The organism is Vibrio sinensis, assembly GCF_003605645.1.
Lineage (GTDB): Bacteria > Pseudomonadota > Gammaproteobacteria > Enterobacterales > Vibrionaceae > Vibrio > Vibrio sinensis.
On the sequence record NZ_QVMU01000035.1, the window covers coordinates 1 to 15,278 of the forward strand.

Annotated in this window: 14 protein-coding genes; 7 read left to right on the forward strand and 7 right to left on the reverse strand. The window is 42.5% G+C overall.

Annotation, left to right across the window (positions count from 1 at the left end; translation table 11 throughout):
• Window positions 1-229: 229 nt before the first annotated feature.
• From DZ860_RS21770 to DZ860_RS21780, 3 genes are all read right to left on the reverse strand, one after another.
• Window positions 230-469: an RNA recognition motif domain-containing protein gene (locus DZ860_RS21770; RefSeq protein ID WP_120035211.1), complete on the reverse strand. Its 240-nt coding sequence runs from the start codon at window positions 467-469 to the stop codon at window positions 230-232.
• A 137-nt stretch (window positions 470-606) separates the two neighbouring features.
• The gene (sigZ, locus tag DZ860_RS21775; RefSeq protein ID WP_120035213.1) at window positions 607-1,179 is read right to left on the reverse strand and encodes an RNA polymerase sigma factor SigZ; all 573 of its coding nucleotides are present in this window, start codon (window positions 1,177-1,179) and stop codon (window positions 607-609) included.
• Complete coding sequence (locus DZ860_RS21780; protein ID WP_120035215.1) at window positions 1,166-1,459, reverse strand: ArsR/SmtB family transcription factor; 294 nt, start codon at window positions 1,457-1,459, stop codon at window positions 1,166-1,168. The genes sigZ and DZ860_RS21780 overlap by 14 nt, the downstream gene beginning before the upstream one ends.
• Before the next feature lie 246 nt (window positions 1,460-1,705).
• Here DZ860_RS21780 and DZ860_RS21785 point away from each other — a divergent pair, with 246 nt between their 5' ends.
• Window positions 1,706-2,794, forward strand: a complete 1,089-nt coding sequence (locus DZ860_RS21785) for a permease (RefSeq protein ID WP_120035266.1) — start codon at window positions 1,706-1,708, stop codon at window positions 2,792-2,794.
• 73 nt (window positions 2,795-2,867) lie between these two features.
• Here the strand turns inward: DZ860_RS21785 and DZ860_RS21790 are convergent, their stop codons facing one another.
• The 3 genes from DZ860_RS21790 to DZ860_RS21800 form a co-directional block, all read right to left on the reverse strand.
• Window positions 2,868-4,001, reverse strand: coding sequence for a glycerate kinase (locus DZ860_RS21790; protein WP_120035217.1), 1,134 nt, complete (start codon window positions 3,999-4,001; stop codon window positions 2,868-2,870).
• 136 nt (window positions 4,002-4,137) lie between these two features.
• On the reverse strand, window positions 4,138-5,463 hold the full coding sequence (locus DZ860_RS21795) for a 6-phospho-alpha-glucosidase (protein ID WP_120035218.1): 1,326 nt from the start codon (window positions 5,461-5,463) through the stop codon (window positions 4,138-4,140).
• 76 nt (window positions 5,464-5,539) lie between these two features.
• Window positions 5,540-7,126: a PTS transporter subunit EIIC gene (locus tag DZ860_RS21800; RefSeq protein WP_120035220.1), complete on the reverse strand. Its 1,587-nt coding sequence runs from the start codon at window positions 7,124-7,126 to the stop codon at window positions 5,540-5,542.
• Window positions 7,127-7,377: 251 nt separating this feature from the next.
• Between DZ860_RS21800 and DZ860_RS21805 the strand changes: the two genes are divergently transcribed.
• The 3 genes from DZ860_RS21805 (at window position 7,378) to DZ860_RS21815 (ending at window position 11,518) form a co-directional block, all read left to right on the forward strand.
• Window positions 7,378-8,112, forward strand: a complete 735-nt coding sequence (locus tag DZ860_RS21805; protein ID WP_120035222.1) for a GntR family transcriptional regulator — start codon at window positions 7,378-7,380, stop codon at window positions 8,110-8,112.
• A 211-nt stretch (window positions 8,113-8,323) separates the two neighbouring features.
• Window positions 8,324-9,676 carry a molecular chaperone gene (gene yegD, locus DZ860_RS21810; protein WP_120035224.1) on the forward strand — a complete coding sequence of 451 codons (1,353 nt, stop codon included), beginning with the start codon at window positions 8,324-8,326 and terminating at the stop codon, window positions 9,674-9,676.
• A 492-nt stretch (window positions 9,677-10,168) separates the two neighbouring features.
• The gene (locus tag DZ860_RS21815) at window positions 10,169-11,518 is read left to right on the forward strand and encodes a sensor domain-containing diguanylate cyclase (protein WP_120035226.1); all 1,350 of its coding nucleotides are present in this window, start codon (window positions 10,169-10,171) and stop codon (window positions 11,516-11,518) included.
• A 15-nt stretch (window positions 11,519-11,533) separates the two neighbouring features.
• On the opposite strand, the gene arfB is transcribed toward DZ860_RS21815, so the two are convergent.
• A complete protein-coding gene (arfB, locus tag DZ860_RS21820; RefSeq protein WP_120035228.1) occupies window positions 11,534-11,947 on the reverse strand; it encodes an alternative ribosome rescue aminoacyl-tRNA hydrolase ArfB in 414 nt (137 codons plus the stop codon).
• A gap of 205 nt (window positions 11,948-12,152) precedes the next feature.
• Between arfB and DZ860_RS21825 the strand changes: the two genes are divergently transcribed.
• The 3 genes from DZ860_RS21825 (at window position 12,153) to DZ860_RS21835 (ending at window position 15,278) form a co-directional block, all read left to right on the forward strand.
• Window positions 12,153-12,854, forward strand: a complete 702-nt coding sequence (locus DZ860_RS21825; RefSeq protein ID WP_120035230.1) for a class I SAM-dependent DNA methyltransferase — start codon at window positions 12,153-12,155, stop codon at window positions 12,852-12,854.
• Window positions 12,855-13,112: 258 nt separating this feature from the next.
• Window positions 13,113-14,450, forward strand: a complete 1,338-nt coding sequence (locus DZ860_RS21830) for an NCS2 family permease (RefSeq protein ID WP_120035232.1) — start codon at window positions 13,113-13,115, stop codon at window positions 14,448-14,450.
• Window positions 14,451-14,654: 204 nt separating this feature from the next.
• On the forward strand, window positions 14,655-15,278 hold the full coding sequence (locus DZ860_RS21835) for a DUF1326 domain-containing protein (RefSeq protein WP_120035234.1): 624 nt from the start codon (window positions 14,655-14,657) through the stop codon (window positions 15,276-15,278).

Consider the following 15,278-nt stretch of genomic DNA (forward strand, 5'->3'; position numbering starts at 1 on the left):
TGGGACCCCCTTTCAATTCTTAATTAACTCTTGCAGTTGCCAGACCACAAGACGTTTTTATCAAATTGAAAGGGGTTATATAACTGACTTATAGCTGTAAGCTTTACGGAACCCCCAGCCTAGCTGGGGGTTTTCTCTATACAAAAAAGCCAGTTACAAACGTAACTGGCTTCTTATCGATTCACTTAAGCGTTCAGATAATCAACGCTCAGGATCTAAGCTTAAAAAACTAGTTTTTTGCAAGCTTAACTCGAATCTTGCTCTGATCGACATTAGTCTGGTTCAGGCTCGCGATTGCTTTTTTCGCTTCATCAGCATTTGGCATTTCAACAAATGCAAAACCTTTTGATTGACCAGTTTCTTGATCTAATACCAAGGTACATTCAGCAACTGAACCGTGGTTTGAAAATAGTACACGGACTTGATGCTCGGTCATGTTACGTGAAAGGTTACGAACTAAAAGCTTCATAATAAAACCACTTGGGTAAGAAATTCGGCGTCGATTCTCTCAGGTTGACGCATAAAAACCAAGATATTATTGTGCTCCCAGTCACCATTGGTCATTTCAGTGCAAACCATGCTGGCACTTAACTCAGCACGCTTCCCTTAACTGTTTTGGCAACTCACTGATTTTGCATCACATTCAACCAAAGCACCTCGATTATCAAACGATAAGTCACAGCAAGATTCAAACATCCCTTTTAACGCCATACGACTGCGTTGAACTCGAGACTTCAAGGTTGAATAACTGATCCCTTGTTTCAATGCGAGCTCTTTTTGATTCATCCCATGCAAATCAACTACTTCCAGTAAGTGAGCACTCTCTTCTGGTAACGCTTGAATGAGTGGGGACAGGCACTGTATCAGCTCTTGTTCTAGCTCAGGTTCTGCGGATTGATACCATAGTTCTTCTGCTGGTAGTTGACGATTACGTTCATCTCGTGCGCGTTTACGATAAAAATCAATCACGGTTCGGTGAGCCATTTGAAATAGCCACGCTTTCACGTTCTCCACTTCTTGAACCGTCGCTAAGTTCTGATAAGCTTTGAGCCAAACTTCCTGCATCAAATCTTCAACATCTGCTGAGTTTCTCACTTTGGAATGGAGAAATGCTTCGATCGGTTTCTGATATTGAAACCACACTAAATCCAATTTTAGTGCGTCATTAGCAGCTTTCATCAACACAGCACTCATCTTTCAAAAAACCAATAACACCATCTAAACATTCAAATTCAGCAACGCAATATAAGGTTCTTCCCTCACGTCTTTGGCTGATCAGCCCTGCAGAAGCAAGGCTTGAGATATGATGTGATAACGTAGAGCCAGGTATATCGAGCTTCTCTTGCAAGCCTCCAACAGCAATCCCCTGATAGCCCGCTTTCACAACACTCTTATAGATGGAAAGCCGAGTAGGATGCCCTAACTCTTTGAGTGCCTTAGCCACAGTTTCCAGTTCCATATCTCATTCTCATCGTTACTAATCTTTATATTTCTAAAATAATAGAAATATGAGACAAATGCAATCACATTGAAGATCGGCCCACGTAACGATGGGCGATAAGATATTAATTTTATTAAATAAAAAATATATTTCGATTTTTATCGAATTATTTTCTTGATCTCAGCTTAGATATTTCTATAATTCCAAACATATCGAAATGAGTCGGACTTAAAAATTCGAGCCCAATATCTTGGAGAAAAAATGATGAACAGCGAAACTATTGCCATGTTCAAAGAAACACTAGACATGTTTGCCTTTCTGGCTACCGAACTTGTCATCCTATTTCTGGTTATTAGCTACTTTGTGGGGGTTTTACAAGAATTCCTAACGCCAGAAAAGATCCAGTCAATCCTGAGCTCACGTAACGGTAAAGGTTATGTGGTCGCTTCATTACTTGGTGCAATCACGCCATTTTGCTCTTGTTCAACAATTCCATTTTTAAAAGGATTATTACGAGCTCGTGCAGGGTTTGGTCCTATGATGGTGTTCTTATTCGCCAGTCCACTACTTAACCCTGTGATCATCGGTTTATTTGTGATTACCTTTGGCTGGCAAGTCGCACTGTTTTACTTTGCCGTAGCGATGTTTGTCTCTGTAACAGCTGGTTATATTTTGGAAAAACTGGGCTTTGAGCGCTACGTTAAGCCAGAAGCTTATGAAGCGGCATCAGCATCTAGCTGTACAACCAGCAGCTGTGGTGATACTAAAGTCCAAGAGCTAGCACCAATAACGACTTGTTGTGATAGCACAGCGAAAAAAGAAAGCGCTCCAGCTAAATCAAGCTGCTGCAGTGAGCCCAAAAAAGAGGAAAGAGTGGAAGTTAGTGTCTCTTGTTGTTCAAGTGATGGTGCTGCTACGGCAACGATTGAAAACAAACAACCAAGCCGCTGGGTTCGCATTTGGCACTCGACTTGGAAAGATTTCAAACAAGTATTCCCATACTTAATGCTTGGCGTTTCAATCGGTTCATTGATCTACGGTTTCATTCCAACAGAGCTTATCGCTGAATACGCTGGGGCTGGAAAATGGTATGCGATTCCAATCGCGGCAGTCATCGGTATTCCTCTGTATATTCGTGCAGAAGCAGTGATTCCTCTTAGTGCGGCATTGGTTCAAAAGGGAATGGCTCTAGGTTCAGTAATGGCGCTTATTATCGGTAGTGCTGGCGCAAGTTTAACTGAAGTGATTTTACTTAAATCTATCTTCAAAAATCAGATGATTGCAGCGTTTCTTGTGGTTATCTTGAGTATGGCAATCGGTGCTGGTTACCTATACACCATTATTTTTGGCTAAGAGCTAATACTTCAAGCTGATATTTTAAAACTGAAATGGGAAGCCTATGTGCTTCCCATTTTTCGTTCAATCGCTATTTTGATACTTGCCATAAACGAGCAACGTTCTCAGCGAGGTTAGCCAAGTTTACCTCTGCCTCTTGTAGGGCTTTTTCTAAACTGACTGCACCGGGCACACAAGTAAATACGGCATCAATCCCACACTGGTAAACCGCCTGATAGTTGTCTCCAGTGCAACCTGCTAGAGCTATGACAGGTAAGTCAAACTGTTTTGCCACCATCGCTACACCCATTGGTGTTTTCCCCGATACCGTTTGATAATCGAGTCTTCCCTCTCCGGTGATCACCAAGTCCGCATCAGCGACTTTCTGTGCCAACTGAACTGTTTCAAGCACGATCTCAATACCCGGTTTTAACACCGCATTTGTATAACCAAGCCATGCAGCTCCCATACCTCCAGCTGCACCCGCTCCTTTTGCGGTCAGTACCGATTTTCCTGTTACTTTTTGCGTTAATTGGCCAAACTTGTGTAGGGCACCATCAAGAAAGTCTACGTCTGTGTCACTGGCCCCTTTTTGCGGGCCGAACACCGCAGATGCACCTCGCTCACCACATAATGGATTATCCACATCACACGCAATTAAGATTTCACATTGATTCAATCTTGGATCTAATGTTGAACAATCAATACTCACTAACTGATCTAAACCACCACCAGTCAGTGCAATATCTTCACCTTGTTCATTATAAAAACGCACGCCAAGAGCAGCCAGCATCCCCACACCGCCATCGTTTGTCGCACTGCCTCCAAGGCCAATAACCAAACGCTTAACACCTCGATTTAACGCATGCTTAACCAGCTCCCCCGTACCATAGCTGCTGGTTTGTTTAGGATTACGCAGTTCACTCGGGACTAAATGTAAACCACTGGCTTCTGCCATTTCGATCACTGCGGTTTCTCTGTCTCCAAGCACCCCATAAAACGCTTCGATTGGCTGACCGAGTGGACCTGAGACTGTGGTAAATACTTGCTGACCACCCGTTGCGTCAATCAGTGACTGCACGGTTCCCTCGCCACCATCTGCGACAGGCACCATAACAAATTCTGCATCTGGCCAAACACGTGCTAATCCTGTAGCAATGGCTTCGCTCACTTGTTTCGCGGTTAAACTTTCCTTGAACGAATCAGGGGCGATGACTATTTTCATTTTTCTCTCCCAAATAAAGAAATACCCAAGCAGCGACAGACGCACTACTTGGGTATGTGGAGCATAATAGTGCTGAAAACCTATAGGGGAATGCGCTCAGCACCATTACCACATTGGATGATCAACTCAAGCCTTACTACGCCAATTCAGGCCAGTAACCTTTATTCGCTTCAATCAGTGCATCCAGTACTTTACGTGCTTTCTTCGCATCACCGACGGTGCGATTTAGCGTCAATGCTTGTAGCGCTTTCGTGTACGAACCCTCAAACCAAGCTTCTACCGTCAGGCGCTCATAAGCGAACTGGTTTTCAATCATACCTTTGTAGAACGTTGGGATCTTACCTACACCATAAGGCCGCGGGCCATTAATGCCCAACTCAGCCGTCACTTCCACCATAACGTCATTATCTAAATTAGCAACTAAGCCATTGTTTTCCAGAATGACGACAAACTTACGTTTTTGGTTGAATGCGATTGATTCTGCGACTTCAATAATCATATCGCCGTGCGCATCATTGTGAACCACGCTTGTGTTCTTCGTTGTACCATCAAGTACCGCTTGGCGACACTCTTCAAATACACGTTTTTCACGACCGTTCATCACTTCGTTTGCACGAGTAAATTCTGGATCAAGTTTCGACAATTTGTATTCTGGGTACAAGTAATACTGTAAGTACGTGTTTGGCAGATAGTCCGGGAAATCACGTAGCATATCGGCAACCGCTGCGTAGGTATCTAACCAAGATTGGTCACGCTGCTCTGCGTCCACAGGGATAAAGCCATTTTCTGCAATGTACGCTTTTAGTTTCGGCGCTAGATCTTCGCCCTCTTGATTGTACAAGTGAGTAAACCAACCGAAATGGTTCAAACCAAAGTACACAGGATCGAACTCGTTTGGATCAACATTAAGTAAGCGGCCATATGAACGCAGTAGGTTCACTGGCTGGTCACAAATATTTAAAATGCGATCATCTTGAGGGAAGCGTTTTTTCAGTGCATCTGCCACGATCGCCGCTGGGTTGGTGTAGTTTAAGATCCAAGCTTGTGGTGCGCGAGCACGTACATCTTCAACCATTTCAATCATATCGCCGATTGAACGCATACCGTAAGCGAAACCGCCTGGGCCACAAGTTTCTTGGCCAATAATACCCATCGATAGTGGGATTTTTTCATCTTTTTCACGCATTTCGTAGCCACCTGTACGCATTTGGCACAGTACGAAATCAACGTCTTTATACGCCACATCTTTGTCTGTGGTGTATTCAAATTCAAGTTCTGGATAATCTTCCGAGAAAAGCAACTTCGCATATTCACCAATCGTTTCTTGACGCTCTGGCTTCACATCAAACATAACAACACGTTTTAATGGGAACGTCTCTTTACGTTTACAAAGTGCTTTTAAGATACCTGGCGTCCATGTTGAACCACCACCTACTAGTACAATATTGAATGCTTTTTTCATCTTACTTCTCACAAAATTTAATATCTGGAACTTGCCCCTGACCAGCAGGGGCAGAAAATAAAAATACGTTAACTATCTAAATCGCTAGGGCTTTCTTTACATCATTCGCAATGCTTTCCACTTGTGGTCCGTAAATCACCTGGACATCCACATCGGTGGCCCGCTTAACGCCGGAAGCACCTGTCGTTTTTAAGAAATCATCTTGAACTTTGCTCATGTCGTTTACTTTGACACGTAAGCGAGTAAAGCAGTTGTCGATAAGCTCAATGTTGGCTGAACCACCTAAACCTTCAATGATGCGCGCAGCCTGTTCTGAAGCTTCACCAACCATTTCAGTTTTTACGTCTTCTTTTTCACGACCTGGCGTCGCAACGTTGAAGCGAGTAATCACAAAGCGGAAGACAAAGTAGTAAATAGGGAAGTAGCAAGCACCAACTAATACAGCGAACCACCAATGGGTATCTTCACCACCTAAAACGCCGAAGACGAATAGGTCAATCACACCACCTTGAACGTTACCAATCATCACGCCAAACACCTGCATCAGAGCAAAAGAAAGGCCTGTCATGATCGCGTGGAAAATGAACAATAATGGGCTAACAAAGATAAAACTGAATTCTAGTGGCTCGGTAATACCTGTCGTGAATGATGCTAACGCACCCGCAATAACCAATGCTTTTACACGCACCTTGTGTTCATCACGTGCACATTGGTACATAGCTAGCGCCGCACCTGGCAAAGCAAACATCATGACTGGAATTTTGCCTTGCGCTAGGAAACGTGTTGCTTCTTTGACGATTTCATTGTCGATGCTACCTGGGTGAGTCAAAGCGTAGTTAAAGATACTTAATGCACCAACGACACTTTCACCATCCACGTTTGCGATACCACCGATTGGCGTGAAGCGAACCGTTTCATTTAAGATGTGATGCAAACCCGTTGGAATCAAAAGACGCTCAGTAGCCGCAAAAAGGAATGTCCCAAAACTGCCCGACTGACCAATGAACTCACCAATTTTCGCAATCGCTGCACCAATCGTTGGCCAAATCAGAGACATCGCCACACCCACCAATGGAAGAACCACGACGGTAATGATTGGAACAAAGCGGCGACCACCAAAGAAGTTAATCGCGGTTGGTAACACAATGGTGTAGAAACGATTGTGAAGCGCAACAGTCACAAGACCTGCAATCACCCCCCCAAGTACACTCATGTGGTAAGAGAAAATCCCCAACGTATTACCGAATTCCGCCGCAAACATCATCGCTGCTGTTTTATCCATGCCTTGAGAGACAAGGTAAGCTACTGAAGTTGTTTGTGGTGTTAACCCTTGAGCAAGCAGTGAATAGTTCACACCGACATGCATAGAGATAAAACCGATAATCGCGGCAAAAGCTGCGGTTGGTTTTTCGTGTTTCGCCAAGCCGATAGCCGAAGCGACAGCAAAAAACAGCGGTAAGTTGCCAAACAAAGAACCTGCGACTTTACGGATAAAACCTAGAAACAACTGAACAAGTTCCAGTTGGTTAAAAGATTGTCCAGTGATGTTCGGGTTTTGTAGGGCGGCAGCTAAACCAAGGAAAATACCAGCAGCGGCGATAACCGAAATCGGCATCATCAGTGCTTTTCCTAGGTCCTGTAGCTTAGAGCCTATATCTTTCATCGATTGATAACTCCTTATCATCATTATTTTTCTCAGCGCATTAGACAACCAATAGGTATAGTTGTCTATACAACCATTCTTGTAATGTGATAATTGTCACTAAGACAACGATAGAAACGATCTTGAAAAATGGCGCTGATTATGGCCTTAGCCCTTTCATGACGGGGCTTAAAGTGAGTTGTATAGTTGTGTATTCAACTTGGCTGAGTTAGGATAAGCCGTCACAAATATTGGAGATATAAGGGAAGTCAATGATAGACAAACACTCGCATGTTCCTATTTACCTACAAATAGAGCGCATTCTTACCGAGCAAATATCACAAGGGATCTTAAACCCTGGCGACCCAATTCCGTCTGAAACTGGCCTAGCCGAGCAATATCAAGTTTCACGAATGACCGCACGCAAAGCTGTGGACTACCTTGTTCGTCAAGGTGTTGTCGAACGCCAACGTGGACGTGGTACTTTTATTTGCCATCCGACCCAAGAACTTAAAATGGCCTTACCATTAGATAGCCATTTTGCTTTTAGCGAAGTCGCTTCTAAGCTCAACTTCCCAATAAATAACAAAGTGATCCATCTGGAAAAAGTGGCAGCACCGGATCACGTCGCGAATGAGTTGGGGATCGAACCGGGCACTCAGGTTTGGTACATGAAGCGTCTGCGTTTGGTCGGCGAAGTTCCTTTTGTCTTTGAATGTTCCTACATGCAAGCGGAACCACTCTTTGCTGATTTAACTATCGAAGACTTAAACCGTTCGAAATATCAATACTTATTGAGCAAAGGACAGAGCGTTAAAGGCAGCAAAAAACAAATCAAAGCAGAACTGCCATCAGAAGAAGTTCGAGTATTACTCGGCCTAAAAAGAGATGAACCTGTCTTATTTGCGCGCAGCATTGGCCTACTTGCTTCTGGTGTTCCTTTTGAGATCTCTGACATTTACTACAATCAAGAGCATTACACGTTTACGCTCAACGCAACACGTTAGCCTCCTTTCCTCTGCAAATAACCATACTAATAACACAAAATGAACAGTTGGTGAGTTAAACGAATAAAACCACCAACTGACTCTTTCTTTCTCATCAACAATCTAGGAAACTAGCCGACTTATTTTTAAAATGGGTGCATTGACCCGTCTATGAGTGACACCTTTAGACTGCCCCCGCTTTTATCCATTCATCCAATTTAGAGGTAATCCTATGGCCATTGGTTTTGATTTTGGCACAGCGAACTGCTCGGTCGCACAAGTGATCGGTGAGCAGGTTAAGACTATTCCTTTAGTTGGTGATGAGTTATACATACCCTCAACACTATGTGCTCCGACTCGCGAATCCATTTCTGAGTATTTGTTCCGTTGTCTGAATATTTCACCTCTGACTGACAGCGGAGAGAATCTGCTACGTCGTGCCATAAGAATGAATGATGAAGAAGGGTTAGTTTTACGCCCTGACGATGTTTTGTTTGGCAACCAAGCTCTCGATTTTTATCTTGATGATCCAAAGCATGTTTACTACGTAAAATCACCGAAATCTTTCTTAGGGACAATGGGACTACGTGATATGCAGTTGTCTTTCTTTGAAGATTTGGTGTGCGCTATGATGGGCAATATCAAGCAACGTGCGGAGCTTGCCCTCGACAAGCCGATCACCGAAACCGTCATTGGACGCCCAGTGAATTACCATGGTCGTGGTGGCGAAGAATCCAATAAACAAGCGATTGAGATCATGCAGCGTGCTGCTCAGCGAGCTGGTTTTAAACATGTTGAGTTTCAGTTTGAGCCCGTTGCTGCAGGGCTTGATTATGAAGCGACCCTTACCAGCAATAAGAATGTATTGGTCGTGGATATTGGTGGTGGTACATCCGATTGTTCGTTGATTCAAATGGGCCCTGAGTGGATTGGAAAAAGTCAGCGAAATGAGACGCTGCTGTCGCACACCGGTGCTGCAGTTGGAGGTAACGACTTTGATATCGCGATTGCATTCAAACGTTTTATGTCTGAATTTGGTTTAGGCTCTCACCAACTTTCTGGTTTGCCACAACCCATCCCACAATTTTGGAACTGCATTGCAATCAATGACGTTGAAGCTCAACGTAAGTTCTATACGATGGAAAATTTAAAACAGTTGATGACGTTAACGAAGTCGGCTCAACATCCAGAGCAACTCGGACGCCTCATCCATGTTCATCGTGGTACGCTAGGGCACAGTATCGTACGTGCTGCGGAAAAAACCAAAATTGCCCTTGGAGATCAAGCTCACTACAGCGCTGAAATCGATTTGTTAGCAGAAGTACTTAATATTGATGTTAGCTATGAACAAATGGAGACAGCGATTGCTGATACCGTTGATAAGATTAAGCGCCTTGTCCTTGACGCCATTGCCCACGCTCAGGTCACACCTGATGTCGTGTTTATTACCGGTGGCTCAGCGCGTTCTCCGATTGTTCGCCAAGCAATTAAAGATATTCTCCCAAATATTGAAATCGTCAGTGGTAATTACTTTGGTTCGGTAACTGCGGGACTTGCTCGTTGGGCAAATACATGCTTTAAATAGAAAACTTTAAGGCATGCCATCCTGAATATTGATTTTTTGAAGCATTATCTTTTAATTTTTCTTAATTGATCGTTCTTTAAAACATAATCTAAGTGGTATTTATATTAAATGCCACTTATTAAATCCAACGGAATTATTTAATTAATTTTCGACACCTATAGATAGACGGTTAAATTATTCACCAATGAAATACGTAAGAGCATTAACCAACTATATAAAAACAGCATGACTCACAATGGTAACAATTAAAATCACTATCACACATTTACGACCCATCCAATTAATTAAAATTACAACATTAGCGTAGCGACATATTGTTTCTATTATCACATTTTGCTTTAAAAGCATGCTTATCTATTCATTAATAATCTATATGTTTTTTAATAACTTGGCCTTATAATTAGTCCGGTTATTTTCTCTTTATGGGGAACTTATTTTTTTTCTCCATTCGGAAAACACGCCAATTAACTTTATTAATACAGTCTCTAACTCATGTATAAATTGTATTCTCTTCTTTGCTTAATCGTCACTATTAGCATTTCTGAATTAGTGATTTATCGTACAAGCGTTAATGAAGCCACGCATAAAAAAGAACTATTAACAACATTGAGCCGAAGCCTACAAAATAAAATCATCAAAGTGGTCACTCACGCAGGGTTTGCAGCAGAAGCAATGGGAATTTACTTTCAGGATGGGCAACAAAGTCCGCAAACATTGACGGCGATAGCTAAGAAAATTGAGAAAAATAACGCCTATATTGATGCACTGATGGTGGCACCTAATGGTGTAGTCTCGTTTGTTTATCCTTATGAAGAGAATAAAGCTGCCATGGGACATGATATCTTGAATGATAACAACCGTAATGACGGAGCACTATGCGCATTAGACAGCGACAACATTGTTGTTATCGGCCCCGTGAAACTGGTTCAAAATGGTAAAAAAGCCATCATTATTCGTCGCCCTATATTTTTAGATGACAACTCTTTTTGGGGATTTACTATCGCGGTAATCCACAACCAAAAATTAATGAGCACTATTCAAAATGAATTAGATAAATATCGAAATATCCCTTTCTCACTAGCAGGGCACGATCCAGACAAAAACCAAGAAAATGTCATTATTCATTCTAAAAACTTCGATGGTCACTACAACTATCAAGATAAATTAAAGATCTACAACTCTGATTGGACGATACAATTCAATTGGCCAGAGAAATCTCACGCATTAATGCGAGCATTTCTCTACACCGTCAGTTTAATGCTGACATTTTGTCTCTATTTTTTCGAGCGCACACTGCACAAAAAAAATAATGAGTTAAAAAAACTCAATCGTAAGCTTCTCAATGAGTCTCGTACCGATACTCTAACGGGGATATATAACCGCAGAGCTTTTAACCTCTTCACCAAAAAACACCGTGAAAATGAAAAAAAACTGAATGGATGCATCGCTTTTCTCGACATCGACTATTTCAAAGATATTAATGATACCTACGGACACAATGTGGGAGATGAAGTATTAAAAGCATTCAGTGCTCAGTGCCAAGCCCTTATTAGAGGTTCGGATATGCTGGTTCGCTGGGGAGGAGAAGAATTTTTACTCTTTATGCCTGAACTAGATTTATCTACAGCAACTCTAGTATGTGAACGCCTGCGTGCCAACACCGAAAAATATACACTTTCACACTCAAATGCGAACATCAATTTTACCGTGAGCATTGGCGTGACTTCTTCATATAACGGGCAGTGCGGGATCGAACAGATGATAGAGCGAGCCGACAACGCACTTTATCAAGCCAAAAATAATGGCCGTAACCAAGTCGTTGCTATTGATATTCTCAGTTAAGACTCTGAATAAAAGCTAGAACTGTACCTTGCCACGCATCGACTTTGTTTGTCCGCGTTGATTCTTTTTGTCCATACGCTTACGCTGAGATGATCGACTCGGCTTAGTGGCACGACGCGCTTTTTGTACTACGGCGATACTTTGTATCATGGCTTGTAAGCGGGATAATGCATCATCACGGTTTTTTTCTTGAGTGCGAAACTGCTGACCTTTAATCACAATCACACCATCTTTTGTAATTCGAGTATCTTTCAACGCCAACAAACGCTCTTTGTAAAAATCTGGTAATGAAGAAGCATTAATATCAAATCGCAAGTGAACCGCTGACGAGACCTTGTTGACATTTTGTCCCCCCGCTCCTTGCGCTCTGATATATGAAAGCTCAATTTCATCGTCAGAAAGCGTCACAGTTTGGGAAATATAAAGCATAGGGGAATCATCCATTCAAAAATCAGGCGCCACTATAACGGAATCCTTTACCCAAGTGGTAATGCTCTGTGCTGTCTAGTACAACAAAACGTCAAATAAGCCGCTAATTTTCACTATTAACAACAAATCGAACATTTCAACTTTACACATCAGGCGATAAAATAACGTACAGTATTTATGTCACTGACCAATTGAGGTTGTATTCATGTCTGAAATGTATTCAAAATATGCGCAACAATATGATCTTGCCGCTCAAGACAACATTTATAACGCCTACCTAGAAAGACCTTCATTACAAGCATTGATGGGCAGCGTTCAAGGGCTCAAAGTTCTCGATCTTGGTTGTGGTTCAGGCATCCATGCGGAGTATCTAATATCGAATGGAGCAGCCGATGTTACCTGTGTGGATGTGTCGCCAGAGATGGTCGCCATCGTTCAACAAAAACTTGGCGATCGCGTAAATTCATACACTCAAGATATCTCAATCGGATTACCAAAAGAAGAATCGGACAGCATTGATTTAATCATTTGCCCTTTAGTTCTCCATTATATTGAAGAGCTAAACCCATTATTTCAGGAAGTAGCACGAGTATTAAAACCCAATGGTGTTATGGTCTTTTCAACTCATCATCCATTCGCTGACTTTGAGTGCTCAAAGAGCAGAAACTATTTTGAGCGAGAGTTAATCCACGAATCTTGGAATACAATTGGTACGCCTGTTAATGTTACGTTCTATCGTCGTTCTCTGACTGAAATCATGAATGCCATCACGATGAGCTCTCTTGTCATCACGCAACTTTCTGAGGGGCAGGTATTAGAACAAGCCAAACTGATCTCTTTGGACACTTACCTACATTTAGCTAATAACCCAAACTTCATTTTTGTTAAATGCCAAAAGCTTGCTTAGAACACATGAAAATCCTTTAGATTAAGCGCTCTAACCCCATCGGAGCGTCTTTCTTTTAAGCAACGCACCGACAACATTAGTTTTTAATTTAATCGCAACCTGTAGCACATAAATAAGTGGTTTTAACAAACTTCCAAATTAACATACGCACAATCTAATTTTTCACAAAAGAAATCACTACCTTTCTATTGCAAACGTTTTCGTACGCGTTAGAATCCTTTCCATTTTTACCATCATCACCATTTTGTGAGTACTTTTATGTCTACTAGTAAGATGAATTTAGATTCATTTTTCAAAATCAGCGCACGCGGCAGTAGCGTTCGTCAAGAAGTCATTGCCGGATTAACGACCTTCCTAGCGATGGTGTATTCGGTTATCGTTGTTCCGAATATGCTAAGTACCGCCGGTTTTGACGCAGGTGCGACATTCGTTGCGACATGTTTAGTTGCTGCATTTGGCTCACTATTGATGGGCTTTTGGGCAAACCTGCCTCTTGGTGTTGGTTGTGCTATTTCTTTAACAGCCTTTACTGCATTCAGTTTAGTCCTTGGTCAGGGCGTATCTGTTCCTGTTGCACTAGGTGCTGTATTCCTGATGGGCCTTATCTTCACACTAATCAGTGTGACTGGCGTACGTAAGTGGATTTTAAATAACCTCCCGTTTGGTATTGCACACGGTACAGGTATTGGTATCGGCTTATTCTTATTGCTTGTGGCTGCAAGTGGTACAGGTCTGATCGTGAAAAACCCAGGCGCAGGCTTACCTGTTGCTCTTGGCGATATCTCATCATTTTCTGTATTGATGTCTATTGTTGGTCTTGCTGCGATTCTTGGTTTAGAGAAAAAGAAAGTACCGGGCGGCATTTTACTAGTGATCATCGCGCTATCGGTACTTGGCTTGATCTTCGATGAAAACGTGACCTACCAAGGTTTGTTCGCGATGCCATCACTGAACGATGCTAACGGCGACTCTCTAATTTTTGCGATGGATATCAAAGGCGCTCTGACCGCTGCTGTTCTTCCATCAGTTCTTGCACTGGTAATGACGGCTATCTTTGATGCAACAGGTACCATTCGCGCGATTGCAGGCCAAGCAAACCTACTCGACAAACGCGGCAACATCATCAATGGTGGCAAAGCTCTAACAGTTGACTCACTAAGCTCAAGCTTCTCAGGTATTGTTGGTGGTGCTCCTGCTGCGGTTTACATCGAATCAGCAGCCGGTACAGCGGCAGGTGGTAAAACAGGTTTAACCGCTAGCGTGGTTGGCTTCCTTTTCCTACTGATGATCTTCTTGTCTCCACTAAGCTACCTAGTGCCTGTGTACGCAACGGCTCCAGCACTAATGTACGTGGGTTTATTGATGTTGAGTAACGTCTCTAAACTAGACTTTGATGATTTTGTTGATGCACTATCTGGCCTTGTGTGTGCGGTATTCATCGTACTAAGTGCAAACATCGTAACGGGTATTATGCTGGGCTTCGTTTGCTTGGTTATCGGTCGTGTATTCTCTGGCGAAGTTAAAAAACTCAACATTGGTACGATTATCATCTGTATCATATTAGTTGTATTCTACCTTGGTGGCTGGGCAATCTAAGCCCCACTTTCGAGTAACACAACAAGTACAATGCAAGCATAGCGACAAGCAAGTAAAACTCACAATCCCTCGATATCCATCGGGGGATTTTTTTATCCCTCGGAACTCAATTCAAGCCTCATCAATATAAATCCACGCAAAATAACGCTATTAACAATACCATCAACTAAGCTCATTAATGATTCACATTAATGAGTAAATACCATGTCAAACGAAAACAACTGGATTCTAGAAATGCACCAAATTGAGAGTTGCAACTGCAGTCATGGCTGTGGATGTCAGTTCGCAGGGTTCCCGGACAGTGATACAGGCGGCTGTGAGGCTCTCATTGGCTTCTCGGTTAAATCAGGTCATCTTGGTAATCTTGATCTAACCGGAATTAAAATAGTACTTGCAGCCTCATGGCCAAAAGCCATTCATGAGGGCAATGGGCGGGCTATTTTATTTATTGATTCATCGGTACAAGAGGACAAAATTAACGCTATCGCTACCATTTTTTCAGGTCAAGCTGGAGGGATGCCCTTTGAAGCACTTGCTGGCACTTTTTCTCAGATCGAGGGACCAATTATTTGTGCCATAGCAATGAATACTGATGATCATCGACCAAGTTTTTCTATTGCTGATATTGTCAACGTCCAACATATTCCATTAACAGATCCAATGACAGGTGAGGATAAAAAAGTCAGTATTAGCTTCCCAGATGGTGGTTTTTTATGGAATGAGGGGATTATCGGCACGACTAAAGCAATGTCACTAAACCATCCAGCCTTTTCTTTCGAGCATGTTGGTCGTTTTGCGGCAAAAGCTGAAGTGAAATGGGGTAACTAG